The following is a 15649-nucleotide window of genomic DNA, read 5'->3' on the forward strand; positions in this document are numbered from 1 at the left end:
CGCGCGCATTACCTGGCGTAGCGCCCGCCACACGCCGCATCCTTGCCGGGTCCCAGCTCCAGCGTCGCCAGCAGCGCAGCCGGCGGGACGATGTTGCCCAGTACCAGCGCAACGGCGCCGCGCAGGCTGACGCGTCCGTAATCCGGATGGAATTCGGGATCCTTGAACGTGCCGTCGATCCACAACGGCGACCGCAATGCGAGCAGGCTGCGATCCTTCGGTCGTGGCCGCAGTTTCAGATGCAGCGTTTCGTCGCGCAGGCTCACGGTGCCTTCGCCGACGATGATCGTGTCGGTGGTGTCGAAGGCCATCGCGCGCGTTGTCATGACTCCGTTGCTGACGCTGAAATCACCGAAGGCGCAGCGGATGGGCACCTTGCGGTCGCCCTCGACGAGGAATTTCAGGGCCTCGGCGATATCGATGCCCGCCAGTTCCATCAGCAGGTTGCTGATCTGGCCGTGTCCCATGCCGATGGCGACATCGCCGTCGCTGCTTCCGAGCATGAGGGCGATCGAGTTGCCGCTACCCGTCAGCGTCACGAGGCCGCCGATGCGGCCGATCGCGTCCTGGGCCAGCTTCACGTCCGGGATGAGTTCGCGCAGGTTCAATCCGCGCGCGTCGATCCGGGTGCGGGTGCGGATGGGATTTCCGCGCGCATCCATGCGCACCACCGAGCGCACCTGTCCTCCTGCCACGCCGAAGTTCAGCGGTTGCAGTTGCAACACGCCGTTGTCCAGCCGCAGGTGGGTATCCATGTTGTCGAGCGGCCATTTGGGTGCGTCGATGCGATGTGCCGTGTACTGGATTTCAGCATCCATCGCGCGCAGCTTTTCGAGTTCGTACGGGCGGTCCGGAAGCAAGCGCGGGCGTGCATCGTCGCTCGCGGCTTGCGCCGCGAGTTGCGCGTTGGTCGATTCGCCGTCGCCGGTGTGCGGGGCCTTGTTGACGAAGCCGGCGAGGTCGTCGAAGTCGAGTCGCTTCGAGGCCAGGTTGGCGCGCAGGAAGGGACGTGTGCCACCGACCGTCAGGCTCGCGTCGCCGGCGAGGTCGGTGTCGCCGACGACCCCGTGGAAGTTGTCGTAGTGCCACGTGTGTTTCCCGGCGCTGATTTCCCGCGTCAGCCGGCCATCGAGTTTGTAGGGCGGCGTGTTGGGCGTAACGATGCCGAGCAAGGGGTACAGATCGGCCATGTCCTGGCCGGCCATCGCAAGTTGCAGGTCGAAGTCACGCAGCAGCACCGGGTCGACCAGGGAGCCGCGCGCGTGTGCGTGGGTGTCTCCCGCGCTGGCGCGCAGGTCGATGCGGTACGGACGTTGGCGCTCGCGCAGGGCCAAGGGCGATTCGGCGGTGCCGTTCACGCGGAACCGCCTGCCTTTCCAGTGGCCGCCGCCGTCGAGCGCCACCGACGACGCGACGGCGCCCGGCGCGAGCTTGCTGGTCACGTCGGTGGCGATGTCCGTCTTGCTCGCCGCATCGATGAAAGTGAGCTTTCCGCTGTCGATCCACAGTTGCGAGAACTGCGGGATGGTGCCACCGGGTTCGCCGAACTCCCAGTTGCCGATACCTTGCGGGTCGGTTTCCAGGTGCAGCACGGGATGGCGCAACCGCAGGTCGGGGACGAGGAACCGGCGCCGCAGCAGCGGCCACAGCCGGATGGTGAACTCGACCCGGTCGGCCGACGCCATCACCGGTTGCCTGGACCAGCTTGCATTGGCGAAGCGCACGGCGTCGGCACGAACCGTCGGTTCGGTCCAGTCCAGGTCGACGTCGAGGTTGCCGCCGATCTCGAAATCGCGCCCCGTGCGCGCCTCGACCTGGCGCTCGATGGCGCCCTTGAACCAGTTCCAGTCCCACAGCCAGATCAGCACCACCAGACCGGCGATGGCGAGGCCCAGCAGGGTCAGCCAGGGATGCCGTCGCAGCGCGGCAATCGCTTCGGCCGGTTCAGGCGGACGCGGCGTGTCCATGTCATTGGTCAGGTGGCTTCATGGCGGCGAAGCCACTTTTTTTGCCGCGGCAACCACCGCAAGCAGCGATGGCGACATGTGTCCGAGCGACATGTGTCTGAGCCGCGGCATGCCGGTGCTCCATGGGAACCGGCACTACCTTCGGCAAGCGGTGGTCAAGCGCGGGTGAACACGTTGTGGCCGATTCAGCGTTGCGATGCGATCAGGCGCGCGGCGCCACCTGCGCCATCACCGAAACGTAATGGCACACGCTGCCCGCGACGACGAACATGTGCCAGACGGCGTGCGAGTAGCGCATGGTCGGGCGGTGGTAGAAAACCGTGCCCAGCGTGTAGCAGGCACCGCCGGCAAGCAGCCAGCCGAACGTCCAGGCGTCGAGTGCGCGGAACACGGGCACGATCGCCGCCAGCACGAGCCAGCCCATCGCGATGTAGATCAGCGTCGACAACAGCTTGAAGCGCCCGGTGAAGAACAGCTTGAAGACGACGCCGGCGAGCGCGAGTGTCCAGATCGCCGCGAACAGCCACCAGCCGACTTCGCCGCGCAGGCCGATCAGGGTGAAGGGCGTGTAGGTGCCCGCGATCAGCAGGTAGATCGCGCAATGGTCGACCACCTTCATGCGCGCTTTCAAGACCGGGTGCTGGATCGCGTGGTAGAGGGTCGAGGCGATGTAGAGCAGCAGCAGGCTCAGGCCGAACACGGAGGCGCCCACCAGTTGCCAGCCGTCGCCATGACGGGCGGCCAGGGTGACGAGCACCGCGCCGCCGGCCAGAGCCGCGGTGGCGCCAAGGCCATGGGTGAGGGCGTTGGCGAGTTCCTCGCGGGCGTCGGCCAGGGGGCTGGACTGGGTCATGGCTGGAGCATCCGGTTCATCGCTGGAGCAAATACTCAGGGCCGCAGGCGGGCGGCGGGTGGCCTATGATTCCCCGTCCGCCGGTTGCCGTTCGCAAATGATCATTTCCCATCAGCATCGCTTCGTTTTTGCCGCCATTCCCAAGACCGGAACCCACTCCGTGCGACAGGCACTGCGTGAGCACATGAGCGACGAAGACCTCGAGCAGGTCGGCTTGTTCGTCAACAAGCGTTTCCCGTTCGAGGAACTGGCGTCGATCAAGCATGGCCACATTACCCTGGATCAGATCCGGCCGTTCGTCGGCGAGGAAGCCTTCGCCAGCTACCTGAAGTTCGCGTTCGTGCGCAATCCGTTCGATCGCTTCGTTTCCTACTGTGCGTTCATGACGCGGGCCAATGACGCGTTCAATCAAAAACCGCAGGCGGTGATGCGCCATATCCTGTTCGAGGCGCGGCCGATGCAGCACATCCTGTTCGTGCCGCAGCACACTTTCGTCACCGACCGGGACGGCCGGATGCTGGCGGACATGGTGGGCCGGGTGGAGGAGATGCAGGCGTCGTACGACAGCCTCTGCGCGCGGATCGGCATCCCGTCGCGGTCGCTGGAACAGGTCAACAGTTCCCGCCGCGGCAGTTACCGCGACTACTATGACCAGCAACTGATCGACGGCGTGGCCGAGCTGTATCGCCGTGACCTCGAACTCTTCGACTACCAGTTCTGAACATCGCCATGAACGTTCCTGCTTCTGCCGCCGCCATGCAGCCCAACCCGCGCAAGACCACCTCCATGCGCAAGCTGGGGCCGGTGGATATCGCCCGGCTGCGCGAAGCCGTGCTGGCGATTCCGGATGCGGTGTGGGATGCCGAGAATGCGGACAAGCCGAACCGCTTCGAAGCGCTCGACAAGACCCGGCATATCGTCTTTCGCTTCGTCAGCAATTTCCGCGACTGGCGCGATTCCTATGACCGTCCGCTGTGGGCGCAATGGCGTGGATTGCTCGAGCCGGTGCTGGCCAAGGCAGTCGAGCCCTACGGCTATGCGCGGGGCGTCTTTCCGCGCGTCATGCTGGCGCGCATGGCGCCCGGAGGCGTCATCAAGCCGCACCGCGACGCCAATCCGGCGGCCAAGTGGCCGCACAAGATTCACGTGCCCTTGCTGACCAACGACAAGGTGACCTTCTTCATCGACAACGTCGGCTACCACTTTCCCGAGGGCGAGGCCGTCGAGGTCAGCAACATGGCCGTGCATGCCGTGGAGAACGCCGGCGCCAGCGACCGCATCCACCTGATCTTCGAGTACTACGATCCGGACCAGCCCGAACCGGCATGGTTGGCGGCGCAGAAATGAGAAACGCCCGGCATGGCCGGGCGTTTTCCTTTGGAGTGCAACAACGAAACGCCGCTCAGTCCAGCGACACCGCGTGCGCATGCTCGCGGGTGGCGAGGAACTGCACACCCGGCGCCCGCTCCTGTGCCAGTTGCAGGTTGACCCGGGTGGGGGCGAGGTAGACCAGCTCACCGGCCGCGTCGACGGAGAGGTTCATCGCGTTCTTGTCGCGGAATTCCTCCAGCTTCTTCGCATCCGCGCACTTGATCCAGCGCGCGGTGGCGACATTGACCTGCTCGAAGCTGGCGTCGACGCCGTATTCGTCCTTCAACCGGTACGCGACCACGTCGAACTGGAGCATGCCGACGGCGCCCAGGATCAGGTCGTTCGACATCAGCGGGCGGAAGAACTGTGTGGCGCCTTCCTCCGACAGTTGGGCGAGTCCCTTCTGCAGCTGCTTGAGCTTGAGCGGATCGCGCAGGCGCGCACGGCGGAACAGTTCGGGAGCGAAGTTGGGAATGCCAGTGAACGACAGCATTTCGCCTTCGCTGAAGCTGTCACCGATCGAGATTGTGCCGTGGTTGTGGATGCCGATCACGTCGCCGGGCCAGGCGCTCTCGGCGATCTCGCGATCCGATGCCATGAAGGTCAGCGCGTTCGCCAGCTTCACTTCTTTGCCGGTACGTGGTTGGAAGGCCTTCATGCCGGCGCTGAACTTGCCCGAACAGATACGCATGAACGCGACGCGGTCGCGGTGCTGCGGATCCATGTTCGCCTGGATCTTGAACACGAAGCCGGACAGATGTTGTTCGTACGGCGCGACTTCGCGGCTGGTCGTGCCGCGCGGTTTGGGCGAGGGCGCGTGTTCGATGAAGAAATCGAGCAGTAGCTGCACGCCGAAGTTGTTGACCGCCGAACCGAAGAACACCGGAGTCTGCTTGCCGGACAGGTAGGCGGCCGGGTCGAACGGATGCGAGGCGCCCTGCACCAGTTCCAGTTCGTCGCGCACTTCCTGCAGCATCGGCGTGCCGATGCGCGCTTCCAGCGCCGGATCGTCCAGCGACGCGAAGATCGTCGAATCCTGGCGGGTGAAGTTGCGGCCCTGCTCGTAGAGGTGGACTTCGCCGGTGATCAGGTGGACTACGCCCTTGAGGCGCTGGCCCATGCCGATCGGCCAGGTCACCGGCGCGCATTGGATGCCGAGCACGCTCTCGACCTCATCCAGCAGGTCAACCGGACTCTTGCCTTCGCGGTCGAGCTTGTTGATGAAGGTCATGATCGGCGTGTCGCGCAGGCGGCACACCTCCATCAACTTGATCGTGCGCTCCTCGACGCCCTTGGCGACGTCGATCACCATCAGGGCGGAATCGACCGCGGTGAGCACGCGATACGTGTCCTCGCCGAAGTCGGCGTGGCCGGGGGTGTCGAGCAGGTTGACGATGCGGCCCTCGTACGGGAACTGCATAACCGAGGACGTCACCGAGATGCCGCGCTCCTTTTCCAGCGCCATCCAGTCGGACGTCGCGTGGCGCGCGGCCTTGCGGCCCTTGACCGAGCCGGCCATCTGGATCGCGCCGCCGAACAGCAGCAGTTTTTCGGTGAGCGTGGTCTTGCCGGCGTCGGGGTGCGAAATGATCGCGAACGTGCGGCGGCGCAGGGCTTCGAGGGAAACGTCGGACATGGCGGCGGCGCGCCGGGCGGCGCGTCGAGGAGCGGGGAAGGGTGGGAATTATAGGGGAAGCCGCGGCCGATCCCGGGCGGGACCGCTCCCGTAGTTCATCTGGCCCAACCGCGGGCGCGGCATCCCAGCGCCGAAGCCTTATCGCGGGCTGCCGCCGCCGGCGATCCGCAGCGGCCCGTCCGGCCCTCGCATGTGGAAAGGCAGCGATTCCAGCTTCATCCCGCGATTCACCTGGACCACGAAATGCAGGTGCGGCCCGGTGGTGAAGCCGGTATTGCCGGAAAGCCCGATCTGCTGGCCGGCGCGCACACGCTGGCCCACCCGCACCAGGGCGCCTTCCTCGCGCAGGTGCGCGTACAGGGCCATCGTGCCGTCGTCGTGCAGGATGCGGATGAAGTTGGCGCGGCCGCCGTACTTCTCCCGGCTAAGGCCGGCCTTGGCGAAATCGTTCTCGACCTGCATCACCACGCCGTCGCGTGCAGCCAGCACCGGCGTGCCGATGTCCGCGGCGAAATCGACGGCGTAGCGGTTCTGGGGGTCGTCGTGGCTGAAGCTGCCGCCGAAGCCCTGGTCGATGCGGAAGTCGCGCTGCCGCAGCGGCAGCAGGTATTCGACATCGCGTGGCCGCGCGCTGGGATCGCCGGGGAGGCTGTCCATCATCAGTTCGCCGCCACGGGAGCCGTCGAGCACGGCCACCAGTGTCGTGCCGCGGGCGGGCACCGTCGCGCGCGCCGGCAGCGGCGGGTCGCTTTCGAGACCGCCGCCCCGGGCCTGCAGCAGCACTTCGATCGGGCCCGCGAGGTTGTTGTCGGCGAAGGCGAGGTAGCGGCCGTTGCTGGTTTCCAGGCGCAGGCGCGCGACCGCACGCGGCTCGGCGACGACCGGGATGACCTTGACCGAGCCCGCCTTCACCGCCGGGCTCGCGCTGTCGGGCGCGTTGTCGCCGTAATGGGTGACGCCGTTCTTGTCGGTCCACTTGTAGACCTTGGCGGCGTGCGCGCCCATGCCCAGGCCAGCCAGCAACGTGGCGATGGCCAATACGGTCATGGATCGCGCAACTGCCATCGCCGCTCGCCTACTCGGTGCAACCCTGCTTCAGGCCCAACGATCGTGCCACATCGCGCAGGTCGAAGGCAGCAACTGCCTTGTCGTCGCTCTGCGCAAACAGCGCACCACCGGGAAACGCCGCCATGGCCGCGGCATGCAGGGTCACGCCATCGGTCCGCGCCGTTTTCGCGCCCTGGAAACTGCCTACCGGCTTGAGCGTCACGCGGTCGAAGAAATGGAAGATCGTGAGCGGCGCGAGCTGGTCCACGGCGATCCAGTAACCGCTGCCATCCGGGCAGGTCCATAGCGCCACGCCCTCGGCTTCGGCGCCGAACGCATCCTGCGGCAGGCTGCGGCCGGTGTAGTGGCCGCTGAAGGTGTATTCGCGCAGCGTCGAGAGATGGCGGCGGTCCTCGTCGGCGACCAGCATGCGATCGTTCTCCGGATCGCCGGCGATGGATTCGACCATGCGCAGCGCGCTTTCTTCATGGGTATCGCCGAAGGAGCCCGCGTACTGGGCACGCATGGCGCCGTCCTGGTCGAAGACCACGCGGTAGCGGCGCACACGCTGGTTCAGCTCCTCGAACGGCGGCACCACGTCGAACTTCTTGCCGTACATGAAACTGTCGGTGATGTAGACGTCCAGCTCGCCGGGTTCCTTCTCGGTCAGCCAGATGCCGTACGGGCTGCGCAGTTCCTTCTCGCCGAAGGTGCCGATCGTCTTGAAGTCGGGCAGCGACAGCAGTTGCACGCGATGGTTGTCACGCTCGACCACGAACAGGTAATCGCCCTGCACCGCGATCCCGTTCGGGCGCTTGAACTGGCCCGGTCCCGGGCCTTCCTCGCCGACGGTGCGCAGTTCCATGCCGGTGTCCGCGTCGAACACCACCAGGCGGTGGCTGGACTTGCCGGTGGCGATCAACCAGGTCTTGCCGTCCTCGGCAGGCCAGGTGGCGAGCGAGTCGAGTTCCTCGGCGGGGGTCTCGTCAGAGGTGTAGGCCTCGACGACGGTGACCGGATTCGGAGCGGCGGCGGCAGTGGCAGGAGGAGCGGTTTCGCGAGGCGTTGTAACGCAGGCACTCAGCAGGGCGGCGAGGCTGGCCGCAATCAGGAGACGTGGATTCATGGGTGGAGTGTATGCGGCGGGTGCCGCGGCAGGCGATGGGAGGGATCGGGACGCGGCATTGTGTCGAAATCCGGGTCGATCGGGGACGGTTGCTCCATCGTGACCGGCCGCGCGTGGCAACCGTGTCGGAAAAACGCCTGCGTCGCCCCGGTGTCCCTGGCGTCATGACGAATGGAAATATATATCGCTTTATTCGCATGAAGCGATTGACTTGGTGGCGAGGCGCTGGCAGTCTGGCGGCATCCATCGAGACCGGCTGAGGGACAGGCCCTTTGACGCCGGGGCAACCTACCGCTTCCACCGCATCGCGGTGACGGAGCGGGAAGGTGCCAACTCCTGCGGAGCCCGCGCCATCGCGAGGCTCCGGAAGATGGTTGTGGCTTCGCCTGCCAGCAGGCGGAGGCCGCAGCTGACGACTCGGTGGTCCTTACTTGGACGGAATCGCCGACATGAGCTTCGCCAGCCACTTCGAAAAAACCACGCACTCCACCGCATCCTCCATCGGCCATGCGCCGGCTGCTGTTCCGGCGCAACGGGGCGAAGTCGTGGTGTCCCTCGCCCTGCGCCACGCCGGCACGCGCATCGTCACCCTTCGTTACGAGGTCTGCGGCGATGCGGCGCTGCCCGCCGTCTTCGTCGCCGGCGGCATTTCCGCAAACCGGCATGTCGGTAGCAGCGAGGCCTTCGCCGATGCGGGGTGGTGGGAAGCGCAGGCCGGGGCCGGGCGCGCGCTGGATCCCCGCCGGTACCGGCTTGTCGCCTTCGACTGGCTGGGCAGCGACGGCAGCCTCGATGCGGTGATCGATCCGGCCGACCAGGCCGATGCCATCGCCTGCGTGCTCGATGCCCTGCGCATCGAGCGCCTCCAAGCCTTCGTCGGCTGTTCCTACGGCGCGATGGTGGCCCTGCAGTTCGCGGCGCGCCACGGCGCCCGCCTCAACCATGTCGTCGCCATCAGCGGCGCCCACCGCGCCCACCCGTTTTCCAGTGCGTGGCGCGCGCTGCAGCGTCGCGCGGTCGCGCTGGGCGCGCTGCAATGCGACGAAAGCCACGGCCTGGCCCTGGCGCGCCAGCTGGCGATCCTCAGCTATCGCACGCCGGAGGAATTCGCCGAGCGCTTCGACGCGGCGCAGGTCGTCGACGGTCGCGTGCGCGTCGCCGCGGAGGACTACCTCGACCATTGCGGTGCCCAGTACACGGCGCGCACGTCTCCGCTTGCCTTCCAGCGGCTCTCCGAATCGATCGACCTGCAATCCGTTGCCCCTGAGTGCATCGACGTGCCGGTGACCGTCGTCGCGGTCCAAGAGGATCGCCTCGTCCCCATCGCCGACAGCCTGGATCTCGCGCAGCGCGTGCGCGGTCCCACGCGTGTCCAGGTCCTGCGCTCGCTGTTTGGCCACGATGCCTTTCTCAAGGAAGAGGCCGCGATCGCCGCGGTACTGGACCACGCGCTGAACCACACGCGGAACCACGCGCTGCAGTCCGCTGCGACGTCCCACTCTCCCATAGCCATCGAGGCCGCCGCATGAGCACTCCCTTTCGCACTCCTCCACGCCACCACCGCTGTACCAGCGCCGTGCGCGCCGGCATCGACCGCGACACCGCGTTTGGCGCGGTGACACCGCCCATCGTGCTGTCGTCCAATTTCAGCTTCGCCGGTTTCGAGCAGAAGCGGCAGTACGACTACACCCGCAGCGGCAATCCAACCCGCGACCTGCTCGGCGAAGCGTTGGCGGAACTCGAAGGGGGCGCCGGTGGTGTGATCACCGCGACCGGCATGGGCGCGATCACCCTGCTGCTGCATGCGCTGCTGCAACCCGGCGATCGCCTGGTGGTGCCGCACGATTGTTACGGTGGCAGCTGGCGCCTGTTCAACGCGTTGGCGAAAAAGGGCGCGTTCGAACTCGTCACCGCCGATCTCACCGATCCGCGCTCGCTGGCCGAAGCCTTGCGCGAGCCGCCCAGGGTGGTCTGGATCGAGACGCCGTCGAATCCGCTGCTGCGCATCACCGACCTGCGCTTCGTCATCGAAGCCGCGCACAAGGCCGGCGCGCTGGCCGTGGTCGACAACACCTTCCTGTCTCCGGCGCTGCAGCAGCCGATCGCCTTCGGAGCCGATTTCGTCCTGCACTCGACCACCAAGTACATCAATGGCCACAGCGACGTGGTCGGTGGCGCCGTGGTGTCGAAGGACGCGGAGCAGCACGACCAGATCGCGTGGTGGGCGAATGCGCTGGGGCTCACCGGCTCGCCCTTCGACAGCTTCCTGACCCTGCGCGGCCTGCGCACGCTGGATGCACGCCTGCGCGTGCACGAAGAAAACACGCGGGCGCTGGTGGAACTGCTCGACGACCATCCCGCCGTCGCGGCGCTGCATTACCCGGGACTGCCGCGGCATGCCGGCCACGCCGTCGCGGCCAAGCAGCAACACGGCTTCGGCGCCATGCTCAGCGTCGAACTCGAAGGCGGCAGCGAAGCTGTACGCGCATTCCTCGACGGCCTGCAGTGTTTCACCCTGGCCGAATCGCTGGGCGGCGTGGAAAGCCTGATCGCGCATCCGGCGACGATGACGCACGCGGCGATGGCGGCCGAAGCGCGCGCGGCGGCCGGCATCGGGGATGGCCTGTTGCGTCTGTCGGTGGGGATCGAGCATGCGGACGATCTCGTCGCCGACATCGCCGCCGCACTGGATCGCGCCGGCGCGCTGGCCACCGGCGCCAAACGCGTGGCGAAATGAGCGCAGTCGCCGACGTCGCGCGCAGGGCGCCGCAAGCCGGCGTGCGCGTGCACGCCAACGCTGGCGCACGCGTCGCCCTGCTCGGTACCGGTACCGTGGGCCGCGCGGTGCTGGCGCGGTTGGCGTCGTGGTCCGGCACCGCGTTGGGTGGACGACTGCACCTGGTGCACGTGGCGAACTCACGCGTTGCCGTCGCCGATGCGGCGGGCGTGTGCCCGTGGCAGGCGGGAATCGCGCTCGGAGCTGCTTCCGTTGTGGATGCCGGTGTCCCGTTCCCGGCGATTGCAAGCGTCCGCCCCCTGGCTTCGGCGCCTTCGTCACTCGATTCCGTTGCCACAGCACTGGGCATGTCCGGGCCTCGCATCGTGATCGACGCCACCGCCAGCGAGGCCGTGGCCACGCGCCACGCGGCGTGGCTCAAACAAGGCATCCACGTGGTCACTGCCTGCAAGCTGGGCCAGGGCACCTCGCTCCATCGCTGGCGCGAGATCCGCGCGGCCTGCGCGGAACGCAACGCACGCTACGGCGACAGCGCGACCGTCGGGGCGGGCCTGCCGCTGCTGCGTTCACTGCGCGAACTGCAGGAAGGCGGCGACCGCATCCAGTCCATCGCCGGAGTGCTGTCGGGCTCGCTGGCCTGGCTGTTCAATCATTACGACGGCATGCGGCCATTTTCCGCGCTGGTGCGGCAGGCGCGCGATGCCGGCTACACCGAACCCGATCCGCGCGACGACCTCTCCGGCGAAGACGTGCGCCGCAAGATCGTGATCCTCGCGCGCGCGGCAGGAGTCGAGCTGGAATCGCAGGACGTGGAAGTCACGTCGCTGGTGCCGCCGGAACTCGCCGTGCTGTCGAAGGACGCCATCGACGCCGCCTTGCCGGCACTGGACGCATCACTGCGCCAGCGCTTTGCCGCGGCCTACAAGAATGGCGAGAAGCTGCGCTTCATCGCCCGCCTCGAACGCAACGCCCAGGGCGCGGCCAGGGCACGCGTGGGCCTGGAATCGCTGCCCGGCGATCATCCGCTGGCCGGGGGCGCCGGCACCGACAACAAGGTCGCGATCTGGTCCGATCGTTACCGCACCCAGCCGCTGGTCATCCAGGGCCCGGGCGCTGGCGCCGAGGTCACCGCTGCAGGACTGCTCGACGACGCGCTGCGGGTGCTGCGCTGAAGGGCGTGCCAGAAAGCTGTTCGTGGCGTGCCAAAAGAGTCTGCAGCCCTTTCGGGCGGCTCAAGCCACGGCCGATTTTGCCGCGAAGAACGACTCGATCGACTGCGGCCGTCCAAACAGGTAGCCCTGTGCGTAGTCGACCTGCATCTCCTGCAGGATGCGGTGTTCCGCTTCGGTCTCGACCTGTTCGGCGATAGTGCTCTTGCCGATCACGTGGGCGATGTCACCGATCGAACGCACGACCGCCTGCGACAGTGGCGAGGCTTCGAGGCCGCGGATGAAGCTGCCGTCGATCTTGATGTAGTCGACATCGAGATCGCTGAGGTAGCCGAACGAGCAGAAGCCGGTGCCGAAGTCGTCCAGCGCGAAGCGGCAACCGAGGTCGCGCATCTGGCCGATGAAGCGCTGCGCGCGCTGGCGATCGCGGACGACGCTGGTTTCGGTGATTTCCAGGCACAGGTTCTGCGCCGGGAAACTGCTGCGGCGCAGGCGCATCGCGAGGTAGTCGGCGAAGTGCTCGTCGGTCAACGTGGCGCCGCTGAGGTTGATGCCGCAACTGGTCACGCTTTTTGCCGCCTGCGGATTGCGCTCCAGCCAGCGCAGCGTCGCATCGATCACGTAGCGGTCGATGCGTGGCCCCATGCGGAAGCGTTCGGCGGCGGAGATGAATTCGGCCGGCACGTGGATGCGGCCGTCGGGCTCCTGCCAGCGCAGCAGCACCTCGAAATGGACGCCGCCGGCCCGGGTGTTGTGCGTCGGCACGATGGGCTGCACGTAGAGCAGGAACTGCTCGCGTTCGAGCACCTCGCGGATCCGCAGCGCGGACCGCATCACCGCGCTGTGCGCCTGTGCCTCGTCGCTGCTCGGATACGACACGTGGAAACGGTTGCCGCCCAGTTCCTTGGCGGCGAAGCAGGCGGCATCGGCATGCGAGAAGAGCATGTCGTAGTCGCGGTCCTGCGCGGTCGCCGACACCAGGCCGATGCTCGCGGTGGTGGTGAGCACCTGGTCCGCCCACGGCACGCGCATCGCCTCGATTTCAGTGAGCAGGCGGCGGGCTTCGACTATCGCGCCGGCTTCGCCTCGCGGCAGCAGGATCGCGAACTCGTCGCCGCCGGTGCGGGCCACTACGGCCGCATCGCCAACCACCGCGCCGATCGCGCCGCCGATGGCATGGATCATGTCGTCGCCGGCGACATGGCTGGTGCTGTCGTTGATGATCTTGAGATTGTCGAGGTCGAGGTAGAGCAGGGTGGCCGGCGTGTCCGTGGCGGACAGGCGGCGCCGGGCTTCCTCTTCGAAGGCCGTGCGGTTGAGCAGGCCGGTCAGGGTGTCGCGGGTGGCGCGCTGGTAGAGCGCGTAGGAGGTCGTGCGCTGCTCCAGCCCGGCGAGCGCCATCATCACCGGAATCACCGCCACCAGGCACAGCAGCAACAGCAGGACCGCGGTCTCGACCAGCGACTTCGGTGCGGTGAATCCACCTACCCCCAGCCCGGCCGAAACGCTGAAATACGTGACGGTCACCCCGGTTGCCACCGCCGTCCACACCGGCGCGAAACGCAACGCGGACCACAGCAGCAGCACCAGCGACACACTGATCATGCCGAGCACGTAGATGCCGCGGCCACCGAGCGCCGGGATGGCGATGAAGCTCGTGGCCAGCAGCGCGAGCCAGAACATGCGCTCGCGACGGGATGCGGGTTCGTGGAAGGGCGAAAGCCGATGCAGCGGATTGCGCGAGGTCGTGGCCAGCAGCAGGGTGGGGGCGACGACGGCGATGCCCAGCATGTCGCCCAGTGCCCAGCGGATGAAGGCATCCGGCGTGCTGGCGTAGTCCATCTGGCCGACCTGCTGCATGGCAAACAGGCCAAAAGCGGCGCTGAGCACGCTCTGGATCACGCCGCCCCCGAGCAGGCGCATGCCGTCGTCCGTGCGCAGGTGCAGGACCCGGCTCCGCAGCACGTACCAGGCCGCGATGGCAGTGGCTGCGGTTTTTCCCGCGACGATCAGCGCGATGTAAAGCGGGGTGGGCTGTTCCAGCTGGAGCGCATACAGCAGCGAGCCCACGGCGACAACCGCGGTCCAGCGCAGGCCGTAACGCACGGCGACGGCGTAGCCGATGCCCGCACTCGGCCAGAGCAGGGCGACGCCGTCGGAATTACGCAGGAAGCGCGAGGCCAGTACCGCGCAGGCGAAGTAGAGCGCGGTCCACATAACGAAGTGGCGAAACTTTCGAGCGTTTCCCTGCATGGCCCCAGTCTACAGGTCAAATCCTGGCGCGTGGCTCGCCCCGCTGCGCAAATCCGGACGCCCCGCCACGGGAGGCGGGACCTGGCCGGGGTGGGGTGGAACGTGCTTCAGCATTCGATCACGTTCACCGCGAGTCCGCCGCGCGAGGTTTCCTTGTACTTGTCCTGCATGTCGCGGCCGGTATCGCGCATGGTCTTGATGACCTTGTCGAGCGAGACCTTGTGCTTGCCATCCCCGCGCATGGCCATGCGCGAGGCGTTGATCGCCTTCACCGAGCCCATCGCATTGCGCTCGATGCAGGGGATCTGCACCAGCCCGCCGATGGGGTCGCAGGTGAGCCCGAGGTTGTGCTCCATGCCGATTTCCGCGGCGTTCTCGATCTGTCCCGGGCTGCCGCCCAGCGCGGCGGTGAGGCCCGCCGCCGCCATCGAGCAGGCCACGCCCACTTCGCCCTGGCAGCCGACTTCGGCGCCGCTGATCGATGCGTTTTCCTTGTAGAGGATGCCGACCGCGGACGCGGTGAGCAGGAAGTCGAACACGCCCTGTTCGTTCGCGCCCGGGCAGAAGCGGTCGTAGTAGTGCAGGACGGCGGGAATGATCCCGGCGGCACCGTTGGTGGGCGCGGTGACGACGCGGCCGCCGGCGGCGTTCTCCTCGTTCACCGCTAGGGCGTACAGGTTGACCCAGTCGAGCACGGTCAGCGGATCGCGCATCGCGGCCTCGGGCTTGCCGGAGAGTTCGGCATGCAGTGCGGGCGCGCGGCGCGTGACGTGCAGGCCACCGGGCAGCGTGCCTTCCGAACGGATGCCGCGCGCCACGCAGGCCTGCATCGCGGTCCAGAGGTCGCGCAGGCCTTGGCGGATCTCGGGGCCGGAACGCCAGGCGTGTTCGTTGGCGAACATGAGCGCGGCGATGGTCTGCCCGTGGGCCTCGCACTGCTGCAGCAGTTCGGCGCCGCTGTGGAACGGGTAGGGCAGCTCGGTGGTGTCGGCGACGATGCGGTCTTCCGCCGCCTCGTCCTGGTTGACGACGAACCCGCCGCCGACCGAGTAGTAGTCGCGCGTGGCCAGTATTTCGCCGGCGGCGTCGTAGGCGATGAAGCGCATGCCATTGGTGTGGAAAGGCAGCTTCTGCCGCTTGTTCATGATGAGGTCGTTCTTCTCGTCGAAGGCGATCTCGTGTTTGCCGAGCAGGCGGATCTTCTTCTCGCCGCGGATGCGGGCGAGCGCCTCGGGGATGACATCGGGATCGATCTCGTTCGGCATGTGGCCTTCCAGGCCCATCAGCACGGCCTTGTCGGTACCGTGGCCGCGGCCGGTCAGGGCGAGTGAGCCGAAAACCTCGGCGCGCACGCGCGCGGTCTTTTCGAGGTTGCCGTTTTCCTCCAGCCATTTCTGCGCGAAGCGGCAGGCCGCCCGCATCGGGCCAACGGTGTGCGAGGAGCTCGGGCCCACGCCGATCTTGAACAGGTCGAAAGTACTGACAGCCAT

At 67.2% G+C, this 15649-nt stretch carries 12 protein-coding genes and 1 riboswitch; of the genes, 5 read left to right on the forward strand and 7 right to left on the reverse strand.

From position 1 onward, the window contains the following. Positions 1-8 precede the first annotated feature (8 nt). A complete protein-coding gene (locus tag ACXJJ9_RS01890) occupies positions 9-1967 on the reverse strand; it encodes an AsmA family protein (RefSeq protein WP_457095585.1) in 1959 nt (652 codons plus the stop codon). Between the two features lie 202 nt (positions 1968-2169). After that, on the reverse strand, positions 2170-2820 hold the full coding sequence (gene trhA, locus ACXJJ9_RS01895; protein WP_457095586.1) for a PAQR family membrane homeostasis protein TrhA: 651 nt from the start codon (positions 2818-2820) through the stop codon (positions 2170-2172). Here trhA and ACXJJ9_RS01900 point away from each other — a divergent pair. Both ACXJJ9_RS01900 and ACXJJ9_RS01905 read left to right on the forward strand, forming a co-directional pair. Further along, positions 2819-3541: a sulfotransferase family 2 domain-containing protein gene (locus ACXJJ9_RS01900; RefSeq protein WP_457095587.1), complete on the forward strand. Its 723-nt coding sequence runs from the start codon at positions 2819-2821 to the stop codon at positions 3539-3541. The two genes, trhA and ACXJJ9_RS01900, sit on opposite strands and share 2 nt — an antisense overlap. An 8-nt stretch (positions 3542-3549) precedes the next feature. Then, a complete protein-coding gene (locus ACXJJ9_RS01905) occupies positions 3550-4167 on the forward strand; it encodes an aspartyl/asparaginyl beta-hydroxylase domain-containing protein (RefSeq protein WP_457095588.1) in 618 nt (205 codons plus the stop codon). 55 nt (positions 4168-4222) lie between these two features. Here ACXJJ9_RS01905 and ACXJJ9_RS01910 read toward each other — a convergent pair whose 3' ends face one another. The 3 genes from ACXJJ9_RS01910 to ACXJJ9_RS01920 all read right to left on the reverse strand — a co-directional run bounded on the left by ACXJJ9_RS01910 (position 4223) and on the right by ACXJJ9_RS01920 (position 8000). Then, positions 4223-5827 carry a peptide chain release factor 3 gene (locus ACXJJ9_RS01910; protein WP_457095589.1) on the reverse strand — a complete coding sequence of 535 codons (1605 nt, stop codon included), beginning with the start codon at positions 5825-5827 and terminating at the stop codon, positions 4223-4225. A 138-nt stretch (positions 5828-5965) separates the two neighbouring features. Continuing rightward, positions 5966-6874: a peptidoglycan DD-metalloendopeptidase family protein gene (locus ACXJJ9_RS01915; protein ID WP_457095590.1), complete on the reverse strand. Its 909-nt coding sequence runs from the start codon at positions 6872-6874 to the stop codon at positions 5966-5968. 28 nt (positions 6875-6902) lie between these two features. Further along, the gene (locus tag ACXJJ9_RS01920; RefSeq protein ID WP_457095591.1) at positions 6903-8000 is read right to left on the reverse strand and encodes a phytase; all 1098 of its coding nucleotides are present in this window, start codon (positions 7998-8000) and stop codon (positions 6903-6905) included. 240 nt (positions 8001-8240) lie between these two features. Then, positions 8241-8377: riboswitch (SAM riboswitch) on the forward strand. 72 nt (positions 8378-8449) lie between these two features. Here ACXJJ9_RS01920 and metX point away from each other — a divergent pair. From metX to ACXJJ9_RS01935, 3 genes are read left to right on the forward strand one after another with little or no spacing between them, the layout of a single operon-like run. Continuing rightward, positions 8450-9529 carry a homoserine O-succinyltransferase MetX gene (gene metX / locus ACXJJ9_RS01925; protein ID WP_457095592.1) on the forward strand — a complete coding sequence of 360 codons (1080 nt, stop codon included), beginning with the start codon at positions 8450-8452 and terminating at the stop codon, positions 9527-9529. Then, entirely contained in the window at positions 9526-10737 is a 1212-nt protein-coding gene (locus ACXJJ9_RS01930; protein ID WP_457095593.1) for an O-succinylhomoserine (thiol)-lyase, read from the forward strand. The genes metX and ACXJJ9_RS01930 overlap by 4 nt, the downstream gene beginning before the upstream one ends. Further along, the gene (locus ACXJJ9_RS01935; protein ID WP_457095594.1) at positions 10734-11909 is read left to right on the forward strand and encodes a homoserine dehydrogenase; all 1176 of its coding nucleotides are present in this window, start codon (positions 10734-10736) and stop codon (positions 11907-11909) included. Before ACXJJ9_RS01930 ends, ACXJJ9_RS01935 begins: the two co-directional genes overlap by 4 nt. Positions 11910-11969: 60 nt before the next feature. On the opposite strand, the gene ACXJJ9_RS01940 is transcribed toward ACXJJ9_RS01935, so the two are convergent. Together ACXJJ9_RS01940 and ACXJJ9_RS01945 are read right to left on the reverse strand one after the other, a co-directional pair. Continuing rightward, positions 11970-14159 carry a putative bifunctional diguanylate cyclase/phosphodiesterase gene (locus ACXJJ9_RS01940; protein ID WP_457095595.1) on the reverse strand — a complete coding sequence of 730 codons (2190 nt, stop codon included), beginning with the start codon at positions 14157-14159 and terminating at the stop codon, positions 11970-11972. Positions 14160-14266: 107 nt separating this feature from the next. Beyond that, positions 14267-15649, reverse strand: coding sequence for an L-serine ammonia-lyase (locus ACXJJ9_RS01945; RefSeq protein WP_457095596.1), 1383 nt, complete (start codon positions 15647-15649; stop codon positions 14267-14269).

The sequence above is a fragment of the Lysobacter sp. P5_B9 genome, from assembly GCF_054049835.1.

Bases quoted from the DNA above. Each gene is read 5' to 3' on its own strand.
- ACXJJ9_RS01890 (WP_457095585.1), bottom strand. From the start codon at position 1,967: ATGGACACGCCGCGTCCGCCTGAACCGGCCGAAGCGATTGCCGCGCTG.
- ACXJJ9_RS01900 (WP_457095587.1), top strand. From the start codon at position 2,819: ATGGCTGGAGCATCCGGTTCATCGCTGGAGCAAATACTCAGGGCCGCA.
- trhA (WP_457095586.1), bottom strand. From the start codon at position 2,820: ATGACCCAGTCCAGCCCCCTGGCCGACGCCCGCGAGGAACTCGCCAAC.
- ACXJJ9_RS01905 (WP_457095588.1), top strand. From the start codon at position 3,550: ATGAACGTTCCTGCTTCTGCCGCCGCCATGCAGCCCAACCCGCGCAAG.
- ACXJJ9_RS01910 (WP_457095589.1), bottom strand. From the start codon at position 5,827: ATGTCCGACGTTTCCCTCGAAGCCCTGCGCCGCCGCACGTTCGCGATC.
- ACXJJ9_RS01915 (WP_457095590.1), bottom strand. From the start codon at position 6,874: ATGACCGTATTGGCCATCGCCACGTTGCTGGCTGGCCTGGGCATGGGC.
- ACXJJ9_RS01920 (WP_457095591.1), bottom strand. From the start codon at position 8,000: ATGAATCCACGTCTCCTGATTGCGGCCAGCCTCGCCGCCCTGCTGAGT.
- metX (WP_457095592.1), top strand. From the start codon at position 8,450: ATGAGCTTCGCCAGCCACTTCGAAAAAACCACGCACTCCACCGCATCC.
- ACXJJ9_RS01930 (WP_457095593.1), top strand. From the start codon at position 9,526: ATGAGCACTCCCTTTCGCACTCCTCCACGCCACCACCGCTGTACCAGC.
- ACXJJ9_RS01935 (WP_457095594.1), top strand. From the start codon at position 10,734: ATGAGCGCAGTCGCCGACGTCGCGCGCAGGGCGCCGCAAGCCGGCGTG.
- ACXJJ9_RS01940 (WP_457095595.1), bottom strand. From the start codon at position 14,159: ATGCAGGGAAACGCTCGAAAGTTTCGCCACTTCGTTATGTGGACCGCG.
- ACXJJ9_RS01945 (WP_457095596.1), bottom strand. From the start codon at position 15,649: ATGGCTGTCAGTACTTTCGACCTGTTCAAGATCGGCGTGGGCCCGAGC.